Origin of the sequence: Nostoc cf. commune SO-36 (genome assembly GCF_023734775.1) — a bacterium.
Lineage (GTDB): Bacteria > Cyanobacteriota > Cyanobacteriia > Cyanobacteriales > Nostocaceae > Nostoc > Nostoc commune_A.
Genome location: NZ_AP025732.1, coordinates 3363132 through 3379767 on the forward strand (window position 1 = coordinate 3363132; position 16636 = coordinate 3379767).

Sequence of the window (16636 nt, forward strand, 5' to 3'; positions counted from 1 at the left end):
CATGTCCATTACTTAAGAAGGATAAACTGGTAGTGTGAAGTGGAACCATGCTCCGTTATTGGGGGCAGAGTCCACCCAAATTTGGCCATAGTGTGCCAGGATAATACGTTGGCATAAACAAAGACCAATGCCGTAACCTTCTTTACCTTCATCCCGTTGCAGCCGGAAGTGGTTTTCAAAAATGCGATCGCGATTCTCTAGAGGAATACCAGGCCCAGTATCGCCAATAGTAAACTGAACTTTTTGGGTAGTGCGATGCAATCCGGCAACGCTAATTTTGCCACCTTCTGGGGTGTATTTGATAGCATTATCTAACAGATTTACTACCACTTGACGGATGCGTTCTGGGTCAGCATATACATAAGGTAAATCATTAGGAATATCTGTTTCTACATTTTGGGATTTGGCAGTGTAGCGATCGCATAATTCTTCTACTACATCTAAGCAAAGTTTGCCTATTTTTACCTTCTGTGGTATTATACGAAACTCTGTATCTTTGCCACGACCCACTTGCAAGAGGTCGGCAATCATCCGCTCAATGATTTTAGTTTGATTACGGGCTTGTTTTAATAGATGCGCCGTCATGGACGCTTTGAGGCGCTGAAATTGGCCTGTCTCTAAATTGTAGTTAGATTGGAGAGTTTCAATGGCGATCGCTGCGGCAGTTAGCGGATTGCGAAGATCGTGCGCCAGCATTCCAATCACCCGGTCTTTAAACTGTAGCTGTTCTTGGAGGTTATCTTTTTCCTGCTTCAAGCGAAAAATTTCGTCTGAGAGTCGGATGAGTTCAGCAGAAACCGCAACTGAACGGATAGTTGATTTGGGTGATATTGCTCTAGCACTATCGTCTATCCGTTCTTGTAAATCTTCCTGTAATTTTAAGTAGGCATCTACAGCCGCTTGCCAACGAGGCCACCAGTTTTTCAATTGCGCTATGATATTACTCCCAGCTAAAACCTGTCGTGGTTCGGGATGGATTTTGATTAAAGCTGGCGTTGCGATCAATTTAAAGTGTTCTGCTAAGTAAGGTTGTTGTCCTACATCGATAGTTTGGAGTTCAAAACTATACTCAGCCTCTAATTCTTTTAAGTAAGCACGTATTCGCTGTACCTGTTGGCGGGACTTAGGCCGTCCATCGACAAACAGTAACAGCTGGAGTGGAGCCTCAGAATAAATAGGCTGATCCTGGGAAACTTGCATGTAATCGTGTTTCAGCACTGGTAACAACCCGGTGACGCTTTACAGAAAGTAAAATTGACTGACGGTTGTTGATGGTCGTTGTTTTTTCTTCGATTTAATATCTATTTTAGATTTCCATACTCTTATGCGAACTGCGCTTTTGACATCAGACATATCTTTTTCAGCCTTTTCCCCCTTTTGGTGAACTTAATCTTCAAAAAACACCTTTGCTCTTGAATATAAGTCTTAATTTGCCCTGAATCAAAAATTTTTGCCAGAGCTAGCAGGTAAAAGGTCTAAATACTATGTCAAATCGCCTAGTGCAGCACCATTTCAATTCGAGTACTCGTTTTGAATAGGCGATTGCCTAAGCAAACGTAGATGCTAATTGTATCTAATCTATCAGGAAGCTGTTAACTGTTCAGACCAAATTTGTAGAGAGTTTTTTCAACCGCCAGTGCATTGGATGAAGTGTCTTTTTTGTCCCTACCCAATGATTGGTAGGACTGGGAAAACGGCCATATCTGACTTTATACTGCCCCTTTATAACTTACAAAGCATACCCTGTGCCCAGCCTTCCTAAAAGAACCGTTGCCCTATACCAGATGAACAGGGATGGGTTGCCCGAAAGAAAGCTTTGGATAACATAGAGGCGATGCCTACGGCGGTAAACTACGCACTTTTAGGGGAAGCACTTACTGCTTTCGAGGCTGCACAAGCAACACTTTCCCTAGAAAATCAAATTACAGATACGAGGGAAACTGCTGTAACACTTGACTGCTTTACCTATGACAACAGTCGCCAAGAATAACGAATTTACGCTAAGTTCCTGGAAATGCTTAACACTGGCATTTTCCAGCTATTGCCTTACTCAGCTTACCATCGTCAGATGAATAATTTCCAAAATCGATTTTCAGCCAGTGTTAGCGAACTTGATTTATTCCCCTCATTGGATGAGGCTAAGGAGGGCTTTAATCTTAAGTTTATCACTTCAGTCGCTTGGCGATCGCAGATGGTAATCCTTGTGATGGAGTACTAACTTAGAGCCAATAAATTCTGAAACTATTATACAGCAGGGGCTTCAGATTTATTTATATTTTTTTCCAAAAATGTTAGTTTGCCAGAATTTTAGGGAATTCTATAAATAAGCATGGGAATTATCAAAACCTAATGGCTGTAAAACAAAGACAATACGGTAGCTTCTGCTACCGTTTACTCATTTTTTAAAATATCATACTCACCAACAGAGACATTTACGAAGAAGACACCGTGAGTCGGTAATGTCTTTCGGTGATACAAAGAAGCAGAGGTGAGATTCGATTCTCCCCAACTTGCTTGCTTTTTCTTGCCTAATACCCAATCCCCAATCCCATTTAATGAACAGTCTGCGCTAGGGTAGGAATTGAAACTCAATTTGTGATTTCCTGTGCTTCCCTGCAAACGTCCATCTGTATTTCTAATTTGGGCTGTTCTACTCACTTCCTTAACAGCCTGTGCTAACAGTCCATCTGCCAAAAATCTTGAGCAATCATTGGCGGCAGATCCGAAACTGCAAAGCAATGCAGTTGTCTTTGGAGAATCTCAGAGTAACCAACCGCAAGCACAGCAAAACGAATCAACAGTTCAGTTACCACCTGATTTTCCCAAAGATATCCCCCTATATTCCAATGCCAAACTACAGGAAGTTACACCTGCTAGCGGTTCAGAAAACAGAATCTCAACTCGTTGGTTGAGTTCTGATCCTAGTAACTTTATTGCTAGCTTTTATCGCAGCCAGTTTCAAGCAAATAACTGGCAGATTTTGCAACAGCCAACAGATGATGCCGGAGGTGCTTTTGAGGCACGTCGTAACGATTTGCTTTTGAAGATTTTCATTCAGCCTAAACCAGTTACTAACGCCACAGCTAATCAACCTCAGACTGCCACTGAATTACTGATTGATTACGTACCGAATAGTATTGCAACGGCACAATCTATCCCAACCACAAATCCTAACGAAACGACTAACGCCGTTCCTCAACCAGGAGATTTACAGTTCATTGGCCCAGTACCACCTGCAAACTTGGCAGCACAGCCACCAAGCACGGCTAATAACCAAACAACCCCTACAGCGACACCTGAATCTCAGGTATTTAACGATCTAAATAAGGCTCCGCAAGAATGGCGGCAACACATCCAAGATTTGGCTGCATTAGGTGTTTTGTCTTTAGAACCAAACGCAATTAAGAGCAATACCACCACAGCGAACCAGTTTGAACCCGGTAAAATCGTTACACATCGAGAATATGCCCGTTGGCTAATTGCTGCCAATAATGCCATGTATGCCAACAATCCAGCTAAACAAATTCGCTTGGCATCAGAAACTACTCAATCAGCTTTTAGTGATGTGTCCGCAAAAGACCCTGATTTTCCAGCAATTCAGGGATTAGCTGAAGCTGGATTAATTCCTAGTCCTTTGTCTGGAGATTCTACAGTAGTTTTGTTTCGTCCTGATGCACCCCTAACACGGGAACAGTTACTGTTGTGGAAATTACCCTTAGATACTCGCCAAGCTTTACCCTCTGCTAACTTAGATGCGGTCAAACAAACTTGGGGTTTCCAAGATGCAGCGCGAATTGACCCCAAGGCTTTAAGAGCAGTGTTGGCTGATTACCAGAATGGCGAACAATCAAATATTCGCCGGGTGTTTGGTTATACGACTCTGTTTCAACCTAAAAAACCAGTAACTCGTGCTGAGGCTGCTACAGCTTTGTGGTATTTTGGCAGTCAGGGTGACGGTGTATCAGCTGCTGAGGCTTTGCAATTAAAGCGAAATTAAGATAACCCCACAAAACTTGCCACAACTCGACTAAGCGCTGGACAAACGTTTTGTAAGTTGCTCTTGACTTAAACTTCCAGAATTAGTTAAAGCAATATCTAGGATGGTTTTACCCTCTTTTCTGGCGGTTAGTCTATGAGAGCATAAAAATAGACGATTTCCACCCTTTAGAAGATAATTTTTGCTATTTCTTTGTAATATATCTATTTTTTATGAAGAAAATGTAAATCTAAGTATTTTCAGCGTTCTTTACCCGTGTTTGATAAATTTTTGAGCCATAGTTAAGTACATTGACGCAAAATAACTCAATAAAGGTATTTAGTCTTGAAATAACTCAAAAAAAAGTTGCTCAGACTATCGCTCTTTCATTACCTTTAAACACACTACAAAAAAATACCACGGGTAAAACAAATATGAAAAAACAAGCTGTAGCAGTCGGATTTGTTCTATTTTCTTTCATGTTGCCGACCAAAGCCTCGGCTGCGAGTTTTGATCAGCTTTATATATTTGGCGACAGTCTTTCTGATCAAGGCAATGTATTTAATGCAACTGAAGAAACATTTCCTCCCAGATCATCTTACTTTGAAGGACGTTTTTCCGATGGGCCTCTGTGGGTTGATTATCTCGCAAGTCAGCTAGGATTAAAGCCCACTTTATTAACTGATATAGATTTCACTACTATTCCTCCGACACCAGTTCCTACCCAAGGAATAAACTTTGCTTTCGGTGGTGCTAGTTCTGGTTTGGGTAATGCTCTCGTTCCCGATCCACGTCTACCAGGAGTACTCAAACAAGTTCTTGGTTTTGCTGAAACTCTGAAAACAAATAATCAAACTGCTGATCCAGATGCACTGTATACATTGTGGGGAGGCGCGAATGATTTCTTTTTTATCAACCCTAAAGACTCAGCTACGCCAATCAATAATATATCTCTGGCGTTGAATACTCTGGTAGAAATCGGGGCGAAAAATATTTTGGTGTTTAACTTGCCAGATTTAGGGAAAGTACCAGCAGCTACAATCGGCCGCAACCCGACAACTCTTAGCCAATCGACTAGTGATTTTAACTTGGGTTTAGCAACAACTGTCAGCGCTTTGAGTAAAAACCCGGATCTCAACATCATCCCTATTGATATTTATTCTTTATTTAATCAGGCAAGTGAATTAGGTATTACAAATGCAAAGGAGTCTTGTCTATCTAGACTAGATATATGTAAACCAGGTGATAACAAGTTCCTTTTTTGGGACGATTTTCACCCAACTACAGGTGTTCATAAGGCAATAGCAGATGCTGCATTAGCAGCAATAGATGCTAAGTCCGTGCCAGAACCCTCAATCAATTTGGGGATTTTAGCGCTTGGTGCTTTTGGTGCGGTAGGAGTACTGAAGCGTCAACAAAAAAAGTCAGCACTTGTATCAGCAGCCCGGATTGTTGACGCATAATTATCTCATATAACAGTTGAAAACTGAGCTAACTGTATTGATGTGGGATTACGATCGCTTATTTCAAATTATTGAAGAATTAGTCATGCACCATTCTCCGAGTGGTGTAGAAGCTGAGATTAACCAGTTGTTGATGCAACGATTTGCGGCGCTGGGTGTAGAAGTATGGTGCGATCGCGCTGATAATATTATTGCCAAGATTCCAGGGAAAAATCCAGACCGAGCGATCGCCATCACAGCACACAAAGACGAAATTGGCGCAATTGTCAAGAGTCTCGGTGATGCAGGTCGTGTCAAAGTCAGCAAACTTGGCGGTTCTTTCCCGTGGGTTTATGGCGAAGGCGTTGTCGATTTACTGGGAGATAACGAAACTATCAACGGTATTCTCAGCTTTGGTTCCCGCCACGTTTCCCACGAATCGCCCCAGAAAGTGCAGCAGGAAGATACTACTGTTAAATGGGAAAATGCCTGGATTGAAACGAAGCTGACATCTGCCGAATTAGAAGCAGCTGGGATTCGACCGGGAACTAGAATGGTAATCGGCAAACATCGCAAGCGTCCAATTCGGTTAAAGGATCATATTGCTGGTTACACTTTGGATAACAAAGCTTCTGTGGCGATTTTGCTAGCTTTGGCTGAAAATCTGAAACAGCCAGTAGTCGATGTTTATTTAGTAGCTTCAGCAAAAGAAGAAGTAGGGGCAATTGGGGCGCTATTTTTTACCCAAAATCAGCGTTTAGATGCCTTAATTGCTTTAGAAATTTGTCCATTATCTGAGGAATATCCTGTTAAAGATGGGGAAAGCCCTGTACTTTTATCTCAAGATTCTTATGGGATATATGATGAGGGGTTAAATGGACAACTGCGCCAATCTGCCAAACAACTTGATATGCCGATACAATTCACAATTCTGAGTGGATTTGGTAGTGATGCTTCTATTGCGATGAAATTTGGTCATGTTGGGCGTGCTGCTTGTTTAGCGTTTCCTACCCAAAATACACATGGCTATGAAATTGCTCATTTAGGAGCGATCGCTAACTGTATTGATTTGTTAAAAGCTTTCTGCGAAACTGAGTTTGAGTGATATTTAGAGGCTTTGATTTGAAGGAGCGTTGGCGTAGCCCGCCGCAGGCATCGCATATCAACCCAAAATAGCGTGAATTTTTCTGGTTGTCGAAAATGCGCGTAGGCGTAGCCCCTCGTAGACATCGCACACCAAAATTACTCCTACTGTTGATGTAATGTCAGCGCCATATCTCTAAATTCGGCATTAAATGTATAATTGCTGAATGCTTCGTGTATTTACCAGTTAAGACTATTAAATGATTACTCTTACACCAGAGGAAATTAGTCAGTTTCGCAGCCAGTTGGCGGATCTTCCCCAGGCTTTAGTAGCTTTAGATGCCATAGAAGAGTGTGAAGGCTATTTAGACGATGCTGTTCCACTGCTGGTTATGCGCGAAACTACACGGGAAGCAGATAGATCGTTAAATGATTTGCTTGAAAAATGCCGTCAATTCATTTGTCAAGAGGAAGTCAGAGAATTTTTGGAATCTGGATTAATTGCTCCAATTGTAGAACCATTGGCTGTTAGTGCAGGCATTCCTCTGGGTACTGCGACTGCACTTAGCATATTGGTGTTTAAACTAGGTGCGAGAAAGTTTTGTAACGTACCGGAATCTGGTGTTTAAAGCCCAGAAGCTGTAAATCCAGCCCAGTAGTAGGGATTTGCAAATGGTAGGGGTTGACGTTGCTTAATTTGTTTCAAAGATTCCTCAAATATTTTGCGTTGTCCTACTCTTAGTTGAGCAAGGACTTTTTCAATTTGGGGTTTGTGTTCCTCCAAAAATCTGTCTAATTCTTCAATAGTCAGATTTCGCAGCCAGTTTTGAGCTTGTTTCAGGGCTATGGCAATATCTCCGGCTTTTAGATTATCAAGTTCGACTAAGTTTTCGTAGAATTTAATCATTAAAAAGCTGGTGGATAAGTCATCTACTTTCCAGAGAGAACTAACGACACTGGGACTACCTGCTAATAGAAAACCGCTAGGTAAACCAATATATTCGTCACTGGTATTTTGAAAATCAATCAATCCAGTTTCGCACGCGGAAAGGGTGACGAGGCGACATTTATCTAATTTGAGAGTGAAGATTTTATCTAAGGTAAGGCATTTGTCTAAATCGTTGGTTTCACCCAATCGCACATTCAGATAACGTTCGGAGTCGGGTTTTGTTGGTGTGTCTGCGATAGGCGCATCTGCCAAAATTAGGGCTGATTTACCGGGATTTGTTAAGTTAAAATACCCGTGGCAGCTAAAGTGGGCGCAATGGTAAGTATTTAAGTCGGAATTATCGATTGCTGTGAGTGTCGCTGCTGTTTTTTTCAGGACATTAGCAGTATTAAAGTAGCTTTGAATAACTTGTACTTCTAAATCTGTATAGTTTAAATCGCCTGTGGGGTTTTGAATCGCAAATAGAGATTGAAAATCAGGACGTTTGCGCTGTTGTACTTGTTGCAGTAGTTGACAACTAGGTGCATAGCTCACACCACTAGCAAATAAATCTAGAAGACAGCGCGAATTTTCAGCATTGTGATTGACTGGGAGTGCATGAAGGGGTAATAAATGCAGGAATTGATGGGGAATTAGAATGAGTTGATCGCAGTGCTTTGGTATCTGGTTTAATATTTCATCTATGTGCAGAATTGAGGCTAATTCTTTTAGTGATTCCCCTAAGCTATTAAGCCATTGGTCTTCTTGCTCGTAGTAGTTCTGCAAATATTGATTTACCCAATCATACAAAGCTTCTCGGTCTTCTGGTTGGGATTGCCAAACAGTTACCTCTCCTCTTTTTGTGACAATAAACGCCAGAATTTTATCGTTGAGAATATACCACTCGATAATGACTGTATGCTCATCCAAAGAACCTTGGAAGGAGTCGAATTTGAACCCATAACCAACAGGTAAGTATTGGTTTTGCAATTCATTACGCTGATTTCGCAACTGTTGTAAATGTTGTGCAAGGACTTTAGGATTTTCAGCTTTGCCATTTTGGATTTGATATTGTCCTACGGCTATTTCATCCCTGTATTTTTCTAATTGAGTGAATACTTCTGGAGGCAAGATGCTTTTTGAGTCACGTTCAAGAATTTGTTCAACTAAATTACGGGTTTTACTACGTTCAACATATTCAATTGCTTCAATAATCTTATTTAATTCTGTGCAAACTTTTACCATGCGGCTATAAACTTGGTTAAAGTGTTCCGCTTGTTTGCGCTTGCTTTCTTCACCAGATACTATTTCTGACCGTAAAAATTCTATACCAGCAATGGCAGATTTAAAATCATTGTATGCTAAGTCAAACTTGTTTGTATATTGATAAGTAATTCCCCGCATCCACAAAGTTTCTGCCCAATTTTGAGGCAAAGCTTCTCTGGTGTAGACAGTTAAAGCAGCAGTATAAGCAGCGATCGCTTTTTCGATGTTATCTGCCTTGTCTCCTTTAATTCTATTGCTGTAGACATTTGCGAGATTATTTTGCGTGATTGCCCAATCTTGAGGCAAAGCTTCTCTGGTGTAGACAGTTAAAGCAGCAGTAGAAGCAGCGATCGCAATTTCGATGTTATCTGCTCTGTCTCCTCTAATTCTAAAATAGTAGGCAGCAGCGAGATTATCTTGCGTACCTGCCCAAGATTGAGGCAAAGCTTCTCTGGTTCTGACAGTTAAAGCAGCAGTATAAGCAGCGATAGCAATTTCGATGTTATCTGCCCTGTCTCCTCTAATTCTATCGCTGTAGGCATTTGCGAGATTATTTTGCGTTGCTGCCCAATCTTGAGGCAAAGCTTCTCTGGTGTAGACAGTTAAAGCAGCAGTAAAAGCAGCGATCGCCTGTTCGATATTCTCTGCCCTGTCTCCTTTGATTCTATAGCTTTAGGCATTTGCGAGATTATTTTGCGTTGCTGCCCAATCTTGAGGCAAAGCTTCTCTGGTTCAGACAGTTAAAGCAGCAGTATAAGCAGCGATCGCCTGATCGATGTTATCTGCCCGGTCTCCTCTAATTCTCTCGCTGTAGGCAAGTCCGAAATTATTTTGCGTTGCTGCCCAATCTTGAGGCAAAGCTTCTCTGGTTCTGACAGTTAAAGCAGCAGTAGAAGCAGCGATCGCTTTTTCGATGTTATCTGCCTTGTCTCCTCTAATTCTCTTCCTGTAGGCATTTGCGAGATTATTTTGCATTGCTGCCCAATCTTGAGGCAAAGCTTCTCTGGTTTTGATAGTTAAAGCAGCAGTATAAGCAGCGATCGCCTGATCGATGTTATCTGCCCTGTCTCCTCTAATTCTCTCGCTGTAGGCATTTGCGAGATTATTTTGCGTCATTGCCCAATCTTGAGGTAAAGCTTCTCTGGTGTAGACAGTTAAAGCCGCAGTAAAAGCAGCGATCGCAATTTCGATGTTATCTGCCCGGTCTCCTCTAATTCTCTCGATGTAGGCAAGTCCGAAATTATTTTGCGTTTCTGCCCAATCTTGAGGCAAAGCTTCTCTGGTTCTGACAGTTAAAGCAGCAGTAGAAGCAGCGATCGCAATTTCGATGTTATCTGCCCTGTCTCCTTTAATTCTATTGGTGTAGGCAACAGCAAGCTTATTTAGCGTCGTTGCCCAATTTTGAGGCAAAGCTTCCCTGGGGAAGACTTTTTGCACGACTTCATAGCCAGTGATGGCAATTTCCATATTGCTGGCTTTGTCACCCAAGGGGAATTGCGCTATTAGATTGCTAAAAGTGAAAATACCTCCTGCTACGTTTTTCTCCTCATCTGTTTCCACTTTCCTCAGTGTTTTTGCCCCCAAACGGCGCAATATTTCTGCTAACATTCCGTCGAGTTTGTCTGTATTCCTTGCCAGCAAGGGGTAAACTACCTGGGAATTACCGTTACTTTCTGCGGTTGCTTGTAGTACCTGCATCAAGAATTGGTAATATATCTGTATCTCTTCCTCATTGAGAGATTGCAAATCTACTTTATTATCTAGATTCAACGCTTCCCCTAGTTGCATTGCCAAACTTTGCAACCAATTCGCTGCTTGTCTCATCCCCTTGCTGTGAAAACCTCTGTGCTTCTGCTTCTATTGTCTGCAAAAAGCCAATATCTACTAATTCTTGGTTTGCTGCCAAAGTTTCTTGCAATTCATTGTTAGTACGGCAATTCAACAGGCGTTGAATGAGGTTGAGATAGGCTTGCTGACGCTGTTCATTCATGGGCAAGGGTGTGAGATGCAACTTTATCATGAGATAAATTCAACACCAACGCCCTAAATTCCAGAAAAGTGGAGAATTTCATCACAAATGATGTGTTTCTGCCAATGAAAGAACCTCGTGGATGAGTATTTTTTACTTGTGAACAGACAATATACTGATTTTGCGGTAAGCGTTCGCGGAGCGTCTCGTAGAGAAGCTATGCCGTTAGGCTTATCGCCTTCCTCGTCGCGGACATCATTCCTATAAAATAGTGCGTAGGCGCAGCCCAACCTAGGCATCGCCGATCTTGTATCTTACAATCAAAATAATAAGTAATATTAATCCTTCTAAATTCCAAAACGAGTAATTATGAGTACCGAAACAGCCCTATGGAAAATCATAGAAAATTTGCCCATTTACCTGAAAATTGAACTTTTACATTATGCCGAATATTTAATCACTAAATCTTCAACACTTCCACAAGTCGAAGATGTAACCGTTTTAGAAACCAATATAGAACAAAGAGAAAATTGGCAATCTTTCTCTTTAAATAACTTAAATCAATGTTATGCAGAAGATGAACCAGAATATGCTATAGAATCAATTAAAGAATATAACCCTAATTATGAAAGAAGGTAATATCATACTAACTCCTATTCCTCAAGCAAATGGAGAAATAAAAAACCGTCCTACGCTGATTTTGAGAGAAATGCCAAAATATCAAGACTTTTTGATATATGGGATTAGTACACAATTAAAACAATATATTCCTAACTTTGACGAAATCATTTCACCTAATGATGATGATTTTAAATCTAGTGGTTTAGTCGGTCAATCTGTTATTAGATTAAGTTTTTTAGCTGTCATTACTCGTAACAGTATAATTGGCTCAATTGGCACAATTTCAACAGAAAGGCATAAAAAATTATTACATAATCTTAGTCAATATCTAATTCAATTAATAGAGTAATCGCCGCAGATATCAATTCTACAAAATAGTGCGGGCTACGCCAACGCATTTGCTATTTCGGAGTACTCATTTGTTATTTCGGGGTACGCATTTGCTATTTCGGAGTACGCATTTGTTATTTCGGAGTACTCATTTGTTATTTCGGAGTACTCATTTGTTATTTCGGAGTACCCATTTGCTATTTCGGAGTACCCATTTGCTATTTCGGAGTACTCATTTGCTATTTCGGAGTACCCATTTGTTATTTCGGAGTATGCATTTGTTATTTCGGGATACTCATTTGTTATTTCGGAGTAGGCATTTATTGATTTTGTGATTACTGTTGCTAATTGCACTTATTCTCAAACAACAAATCTATATGAAAAATGAGTAAAAACACAGGCAACCTCGTAATTATTTCGTTGAACTTTTAATGAAATAAATCCACAAAACTACCCATCTCAGGCAAAAGGATACTCCACTATGTTGAAAGAGGAATTATTAAAAAAGGATGTGTTATGTCTTTAAAAACTCGTGGTTCTGCTGCTGTTGACAAAGCCCAACTTCGTCTCGCCTTGCTTAAATCTATTGATGAAAATCTGGATTTGGGACATGGGTTAACCATTGAAGCCTACAACCACTTAATCAATGCTACCCGTGCGATGGTAGAAGCTAATAATACGCTAGTGTCCAATCTGGAAGAATCGCGTAAAACAGTAAGCCAGATGGATAAAGCCCTCTCCGAAATGTCTGAACGAATGCTAAGTGGAGTTGCAGCTGTCTACGGCAGAAACAGTATAGAGTATTCCAAAGCTGGTGGCTCTAATCGCAAACGAAATAAACAATCTACTTCAAAAGTTACTCCACTTGTAGCGGTTCTTACTACTCAACCTACTCAAGCTGCAATTGCCAATGCGTCAACTAACGGTAATGGCACAACTCCTTTGCTGCAATAATCCACTGACTTGAAAATGGGACTAGGGGTGTTAAATCCTCTTCCCAAGCAATATTGGCAAATGTCCAAGCTGGGACTGTCTTTGCTCAACCAAATCAGGTAACGCCAACTCCAGCAGATGCTATCGCAAGCATTGCTAAAAATCGACCGATAACAATACCCCAGTCAGTAATGTGTCACCGACGACATATAATTTAGTCACTGTACAACTTATGTCAAACTAGACTATTGAGCAATAGCTTTCTTTATCAAAGCCGATGATGGGATTTGAACCCACGGCCTGCTGATTACGAATCAGCTGCTCTACCACTGAGCCACATCGGCGTACACAATCTAAGAGTATAACATGATTTAATCATGGTAGATCAAAATCGCAAAAATAGCCTTAACCCTGAACAATACGCCAGCCTTAAAGCAGAAATAGCCGCTCCTTATCGAGGCTTACGCCAATTTATCTACATCGCTTTCGGTGCTTCTGGCTCAATTGGCGCATTCGTCTTTTTCTTCCAAGTGCTTGCCGGACGCAATGTTGAGACTGCTTTGCCTAGTTTCGCTCTCCAAGTAGGAATCGTTGCCTTAATGGTCTTTCTCTGGCGCTGGGAACAGCGTCGGAAACAACGCCTCCAATCGGGTAAAAATCCTAATTCTTGAAGAGAGAAATTTTAGCTAGTTAATTTTTGACTGCTTTCTTTTGATATATCTTTATATTCTTCAAATTTATTAAGGCTTTTATGAAGATTAAAATATAAAAATAGAAAAAATTAGGACTTACGCAAAATATCTCTCAAACTCTGATTTCTCCGTGTACTCTGCGCCTCTGTGGTTCGTTATTCCGTAACTCTTGCGTAAGTCCTAAAAATAAAAAAATTATTAGGAAATCCGAAAAAGCAAAAACTTCTGAGAAAAGAGAAATCGTTGAAACTGGGTCAGCCAATATAAAAACCCTTACCAGAAACCAATCACATTCAAATGGGGTCGGCTATATTTAAAGACCCCTAGAATTAAAAAACCACTATATTGGAAGCGCCAGACTAATAATTTATTAGTCTGGCGCTTTCAATTTGCTAAATAGGCATTTACTGCGCTGTTACCAAATAGGATGAAGGAATAGGTTGGGCACGTCCAGCATTAACGAGTGCCTGGTAAACAAAGGCAGCAACTTCGGCTCTAGTTGCCTGACGATTAGGATTGAGTTGCTTCACTGTGGGAATAGTTGATTACTAGTTGCCGTGCAGTTGCGGCAGCAACAGGAGCGATCGCATAATTAGGAATCTGGGCAGCATCGGTGTAAAAGGAAAGGACATTCTGATTATTTGCAGTTAAGCCCAAACCATTAGCTAAAGCTACTAACACCTGCACTCTGGGAATTTCCTGCTGTGGTTTAAAAGTTCCATCGGGATAACCAGAAACAAATTGACTCTGATAAGCAGATTGAATTGCAGCGTAAGCCCAGAAGTTGGTCGCTACATCCTTAAATTTAATTGCTGCGCGTTTACTTGGTGGTGTTAAGGCTTTAGTGACAATAGTGGCAAATTGAGCGCGGGTTACAGGATCATTGGGTTTAAAGCTGCCATCAGGAAAGCCAGCAATAATATTTTGGGAAGCTAAAGCTTCAATGTAAGATTTTGCCCAGTAATTTGCTGGCACATCTTTAAAGGCGACAGACCCTCCAGGGGGTACATCAACAGCTGCGGCAACAAAGTTTACTGAGCCAGAAATCTTTTTCTGATCGATATCGTTGCCGATAGCGAAAATCTGACCAGTTTTTGTGGCGTTGTTCACATCATAACGAGTGTTATTGCGGATAAGATTACCGCCAGGATTTTCGTTAGTACCAAGGTCGGGTAAAGCGTTGACAGTAGCTACTACTCCATCCCGCTTATTGTTCTGAATGACATTCTTACGCAATACGGGCTTCGCTGACTCTGAGATAAAAAGACCGTCTTGGTTTTGAACGATTTGATTTTCTACAATTAGGGGTGTGGAAGTGCCACCGATCGCTAGACCAAAACCAGTATCCTGAAATAAGTTATTCCGAATTTCTCCTTGGGCACTTCTAACAACTGAAATCCCATTGCCTTGGTTTTGTACAAAGAGATTACCTTCGATTCTGGGATTGCCTGTACCCGTGACAAAAACACCCTCTCGGACACTGTTAGTAAAAGTATTGTTTTTGATAACGGGATTAGTTGACTCCACCCACACAGCTGTACCCCGGCTATTTGGGTTGGTGACGGTGACACCTGCGATCGTGGTATCTTGGTCGGCGAGGATGGTAATGTCCTGTCTGGCAAAGGTACGACTAGTGTAGAAACCTCCACCTGTAATCAATACCCCCTGACCTTTAGTAGCTTCATCACCCCGCAGTGTTACCCCTGGTTTAAGCAAGAGTGGGAAGGTTTCGCCACTTTCTTGGTTATAGTTCCCAGGTGCTAATTGAATAACTGCACCTGGTTGGGCTTGACTCAGAGCGAAACTGATGCTTTTGTAGGGTGCAGATGAGGTTGCACCAGCACCCGCACTATCTGCACCAGTTGCTGGATTAACGTAAATCGCTGCGGCAGTTGCAGGAGCTTGTGCTGTGATTGGGACGATACTTTCTGAGTGAGTAGCACCAGCATTAACCTGACTTGCTAGTAATATTGACCCATTAGAAACAACAAGCATTGCCGTTAGTCCGGCTCCCAGGCGTAAAGTATAGCTGAGATGACTGCTAGAAAGAAGGCGAAAATTTTTCGCTAGAGAAATGTGAAAACCCCGATATTTCATTTTTTCCGTCTGTGAGTGCTGAATTATGGTCTGTTGAAGGTAGCAGCTTTGTAGCTACTGTAAAATCTATGCAAAACTATACTGGATGATTAGCGCTGATTCAGCTAAATTCCTTAGATAGATCACAGAACTTATACATTAGTTATATTATTTTATTCAGAAAATTTTACTAGTATACTGTAGTCGAACTTTGCCTAACTCTAAGAAACAAGGGGCAAAATTCCTTTATTACGCCCCAAGCCTTGTTAATTAGGACGGTAACTGAATTTTCGCGCCCGCTTTAGGGTTTTCAGGAGTCTCAACAAGTCTCTCGCTGCCTTGTCTAAGCCTTTATCCTGCCTACTGAATAGGTTATTTTGTATTATTACCTAAAGCTAGATGCTGCAAATAGTTTTGCTGAAATATCATCAGATCAAAAGCAAACCTATTGGAAATTGGCAGAAATGCGTTTTAAATTTTTGGGGCTGCGTCGCACCTTACTTTTAGTAGGTAGTATCTGCCTTCTATTTTTGTCCAGTCCTGTCTTTGCTGCGGAACAAGTGGTGCTAAATTATGGTATTTTCCGTGAATCACTTTCTGTAGAGGAGCTATCCACCTTTGCCCAAACAGGTGAACTTTCACGTTCACTACGAGTTAATTTTGCTTTGGCGCGACAAGACCCCAAAGCTATTCGTCAGTATTTAACGGAGCCAGTAAAGGTAAACCTTGTATTTTTAGATAGAGTGCTAAATAGCCAGATTGGTAATATTATTTTGGATCAAATTAGTCAAGTTATTTATACACCGTCTCGGAGAGCAGACAGGCAGGCTTTGCGAGCCGCTTTGGTAATTTCTGCGAGTCAAGACGGGCAGGTATCGCTAATCGAAATTATTGAAAACTATCCCACCAATGAAGTGGAAGTTGATGGCAAACGCTTGGAGAGTGCATACCGTCAACTCCGCCGATTGCAAACAAGCCTGCAAGATTTACTCAATTTTTAGTAAGCTAAAGTTTCTAAAGTTTCCCTTAAATACCGTTGTACCTGCTGTTCCAAGCGAATTCCCTGTAATTGAGCATCGCGTTCTAGTTGCCAGCGTTGAAAACCGGAACTCGTAGAGATTGCACATTTGAGACTATACCAAATTTCAGTATCAGCAGAAATTGGCGATCGCTAGAAGCTGGAATTTGAGCCATAGTTCCTCATTCCTTTATTTTAACTTCAACGGTAATTGGGCATTGAGAAGAGGCAGAGGGGCAGAAAGCTTGGAGCAAAGGGGTAAAGATGTAAAGATGTAATTTTTTATTCTCTCCCTTGCTCCT

The 16636-nt window shown here is 41.2% G+C and carries 18 protein-coding genes, 1 tRNA gene and 2 pseudogenes; 12 read left to right on the forward strand and 9 right to left on the reverse strand.

Features of this window, described 5'->3' with window-relative positions:
- Window positions 1–12 precede the first annotated feature (12 nt).
- Window positions 13–1218: a histidine kinase gene (locus tag ANSO36C_RS15125; RefSeq protein WP_251960188.1), complete on the reverse strand. Its 1206-nt coding sequence runs from the start codon at window positions 1216–1218 to the stop codon at window positions 13–15.
- Window positions 1219–1816: 598 nt separating this feature from the next.
- On the opposite strand from ANSO36C_RS15125, the gene ANSO36C_RS15130 reads away from it, so the two are divergent.
- Together ANSO36C_RS15130 and ANSO36C_RS15135 are read left to right on the forward strand one after the other, a co-directional pair.
- Entirely contained in the window at window positions 1817–1990 is a 174-nt protein-coding gene (locus tag ANSO36C_RS15130; protein ID WP_251960189.1) for a hypothetical protein, read from the forward strand.
- Window positions 1991–2014: 24 nt separating this feature from the next.
- Entirely contained in the window at window positions 2015–2218 is a 204-nt protein-coding gene (locus tag ANSO36C_RS15135; protein WP_251960190.1) for a hypothetical protein, read from the forward strand.
- Window positions 2219–2391: 173 nt separating this feature from the next.
- Here ANSO36C_RS15135 and ANSO36C_RS15140 read toward each other — a convergent pair whose 3' ends face one another.
- Window positions 2392–2694 carry a hypothetical protein gene (locus ANSO36C_RS15140; RefSeq protein WP_251960505.1) on the reverse strand — a complete coding sequence of 101 codons (303 nt, stop codon included), beginning with the start codon at window positions 2692–2694 and terminating at the stop codon, window positions 2392–2394.
- Between ANSO36C_RS15140 and ANSO36C_RS15145 the strand changes: the two genes are divergently transcribed.
- The 4 genes from ANSO36C_RS15145 to ANSO36C_RS15160 all read left to right on the forward strand — a co-directional run bounded on the left by ANSO36C_RS15145 (window position 2606) and on the right by ANSO36C_RS15160 (window position 7130).
- Entirely contained in the window at window positions 2606–3997 is a 1392-nt protein-coding gene (locus ANSO36C_RS15145) for an S-layer homology domain-containing protein (protein ID WP_251960191.1), read from the forward strand. The two genes, ANSO36C_RS15140 and ANSO36C_RS15145, sit on opposite strands and share 89 nt — an antisense overlap.
- Before the next feature lie 413 nt (window positions 3998–4410).
- Entirely contained in the window at window positions 4411–5439 is a 1029-nt protein-coding gene (locus ANSO36C_RS15150) for an SGNH/GDSL hydrolase family protein (RefSeq protein ID WP_251960192.1), read from the forward strand.
- 40 nt (window positions 5440–5479) lie between these two features.
- Window positions 5480–6523, forward strand: a complete 1044-nt coding sequence (locus ANSO36C_RS15155; RefSeq protein ID WP_251960340.1) for a M42 family metallopeptidase — start codon at window positions 5480–5482, stop codon at window positions 6521–6523.
- A 238-nt stretch (window positions 6524–6761) separates the two neighbouring features.
- Complete coding sequence (locus ANSO36C_RS15160) at window positions 6762–7130, forward strand: hypothetical protein (RefSeq protein ID WP_251960193.1); 369 nt, start codon at window positions 6762–6764, stop codon at window positions 7128–7130.
- On the opposite strand, the gene ANSO36C_RS15165 is transcribed toward ANSO36C_RS15160, so the two are convergent.
- The 3 genes from ANSO36C_RS15165 to ANSO36C_RS15175 all read right to left on the reverse strand — a co-directional run bounded on the left by ANSO36C_RS15165 (window position 7127) and on the right by ANSO36C_RS15175 (window position 10715).
- Complete coding sequence (locus ANSO36C_RS15165) at window positions 7127–9277, reverse strand: CHAT domain-containing protein (RefSeq protein WP_251960194.1); 2151 nt, start codon at window positions 9275–9277, stop codon at window positions 7127–7129. The genes ANSO36C_RS15160 and ANSO36C_RS15165 overlap by 4 nt on opposite strands.
- Window positions 9278–9427: 150 nt before the next feature.
- Complete coding sequence (locus ANSO36C_RS15170; protein WP_251960195.1) at window positions 9428–10483, reverse strand: tetratricopeptide repeat protein; 1056 nt, start codon at window positions 10481–10483, stop codon at window positions 9428–9430.
- Window positions 10452–10715 carry a hypothetical protein gene (locus ANSO36C_RS15175; RefSeq protein ID WP_251960196.1) on the reverse strand — a complete coding sequence of 88 codons (264 nt, stop codon included), beginning with the start codon at window positions 10713–10715 and terminating at the stop codon, window positions 10452–10454. Before ANSO36C_RS15175 ends, ANSO36C_RS15170 begins: the two co-directional genes overlap by 32 nt.
- 318 nt (window positions 10716–11033) lie before the next feature.
- Between ANSO36C_RS15175 and ANSO36C_RS15180 the strand changes: the two genes are divergently transcribed.
- Entirely contained in the window at window positions 11034–11303 is a 270-nt protein-coding gene (locus ANSO36C_RS15180; protein ID WP_251960197.1) for a DUF2281 domain-containing protein, read from the forward strand.
- Complete coding sequence (locus tag ANSO36C_RS15185; protein ID WP_251960198.1) at window positions 11290–11634, forward strand: type II toxin-antitoxin system PemK/MazF family toxin; 345 nt, start codon at window positions 11290–11292, stop codon at window positions 11632–11634. Before ANSO36C_RS15180 ends, ANSO36C_RS15185 begins: the two co-directional genes overlap by 14 nt.
- 35 nt (window positions 11635–11669) lie before the next feature.
- Here ANSO36C_RS15185 and ANSO36C_RS15190 read toward each other — a convergent pair whose 3' ends face one another.
- On the reverse strand, window positions 11670–11969 hold the full coding sequence (locus tag ANSO36C_RS15190) for a hypothetical protein (RefSeq protein ID WP_251960199.1): 300 nt from the start codon (window positions 11967–11969) through the stop codon (window positions 11670–11672).
- A 162-nt stretch (window positions 11970–12131) separates the two neighbouring features.
- Between ANSO36C_RS15190 and ANSO36C_RS15195 the strand changes: the two genes are divergently transcribed.
- Entirely contained in the window at window positions 12132–12569 is a 438-nt protein-coding gene (locus tag ANSO36C_RS15195) for a hypothetical protein (protein ID WP_251960200.1), read from the forward strand.
- A 53-nt stretch (window positions 12570–12622) separates the two neighbouring features.
- On the forward strand, window positions 12623–12766 hold the full coding sequence (locus tag ANSO36C_RS15200; protein ID WP_251960201.1) for a hypothetical protein: 144 nt from the start codon (window positions 12623–12625) through the stop codon (window positions 12764–12766).
- A gap of 54 nt (window positions 12767–12820) precedes the next feature.
- Here the strand turns inward: ANSO36C_RS15200 and ANSO36C_RS15205 are convergent.
- Window positions 12821–12892, reverse strand: a tRNA-Thr gene (locus ANSO36C_RS15205).
- 33 nt (window positions 12893–12925) lie between these two features.
- Between ANSO36C_RS15205 and ANSO36C_RS15210 the strand changes: the two genes are divergently transcribed.
- A complete protein-coding gene (locus ANSO36C_RS15210) occupies window positions 12926–13219 on the forward strand; it encodes a DUF3493 domain-containing protein (RefSeq protein WP_251960202.1) in 294 nt (97 codons plus the stop codon).
- Between the two features lie 425 nt (window positions 13220–13644).
- Here ANSO36C_RS15210 and ANSO36C_RS15215 read toward each other — a convergent pair.
- Window positions 13645–15337, reverse strand: a pseudogene (locus ANSO36C_RS15215) (DUF1565 domain-containing protein).
- A 443-nt stretch (window positions 15338–15780) separates the two neighbouring features.
- On the opposite strand from ANSO36C_RS15215, the gene ANSO36C_RS15220 reads away from it, so the two are divergent.
- Window positions 15781–16317 carry an alpha/beta hydrolase gene (locus tag ANSO36C_RS15220; protein WP_251960341.1) on the forward strand — a complete coding sequence of 179 codons (537 nt, stop codon included), beginning with the start codon at window positions 15781–15783 and terminating at the stop codon, window positions 16315–16317.
- Here the strand turns inward: ANSO36C_RS15220 and ANSO36C_RS15225 are convergent.
- Window positions 16314–16510: pseudogene (locus tag ANSO36C_RS15225) on the reverse strand (hypothetical protein). The gene ANSO36C_RS15220 and the pseudogene ANSO36C_RS15225 sit on opposite strands and share 4 nt — an antisense overlap.
- Between the last annotated feature and the right edge of the window lie 126 nt (window positions 16511–16636).

What these genes read in the sequence shown, in the direction of transcription:
- ANSO36C_RS15135 (WP_251960190.1), top strand. Translation starts at nt 2,015, where the DNA reads ATGCTTAACACTGGCATTTTCCAGCTATTGCCTTACTCAGCTTACCAT.
- ANSO36C_RS15150 (WP_251960192.1), top strand. Translation starts at nt 4,411, where the DNA reads ATGAAAAAACAAGCTGTAGCAGTCGGATTTGTTCTATTTTCTTTCATG.
- ANSO36C_RS15155 (WP_251960340.1), top strand. Translation starts at nt 5,480, where the DNA reads ATGTGGGATTACGATCGCTTATTTCAAATTATTGAAGAATTAGTCATG.
- ANSO36C_RS15160 (WP_251960193.1), top strand. Translation starts at nt 6,762, where the DNA reads ATGATTACTCTTACACCAGAGGAAATTAGTCAGTTTCGCAGCCAGTTG.
- ANSO36C_RS15170 (WP_251960195.1), bottom strand. Translation starts at nt 10,483, where the DNA reads ATGCAACTAGGGGAAGCGTTGAATCTAGATAATAAAGTAGATTTGCAA.
- ANSO36C_RS15175 (WP_251960196.1), bottom strand. Translation starts at nt 10,715, where the DNA reads ATGATAAAGTTGCATCTCACACCCTTGCCCATGAATGAACAGCGTCAG.
- ANSO36C_RS15180 (WP_251960197.1), top strand. Translation starts at nt 11,034, where the DNA reads ATGAGTACCGAAACAGCCCTATGGAAAATCATAGAAAATTTGCCCATT.
- ANSO36C_RS15185 (WP_251960198.1), top strand. Translation starts at nt 11,290, where the DNA reads ATGAAAGAAGGTAATATCATACTAACTCCTATTCCTCAAGCAAATGGA.
- ANSO36C_RS15195 (WP_251960200.1), top strand. Translation starts at nt 12,132, where the DNA reads ATGTCTTTAAAAACTCGTGGTTCTGCTGCTGTTGACAAAGCCCAACTT.
- ANSO36C_RS15210 (WP_251960202.1), top strand. Translation starts at nt 12,926, where the DNA reads ATGGTAGATCAAAATCGCAAAAATAGCCTTAACCCTGAACAATACGCC.
- ANSO36C_RS15220 (WP_251960341.1), top strand. Translation starts at nt 15,781, where the DNA reads ATGCGTTTTAAATTTTTGGGGCTGCGTCGCACCTTACTTTTAGTAGGT.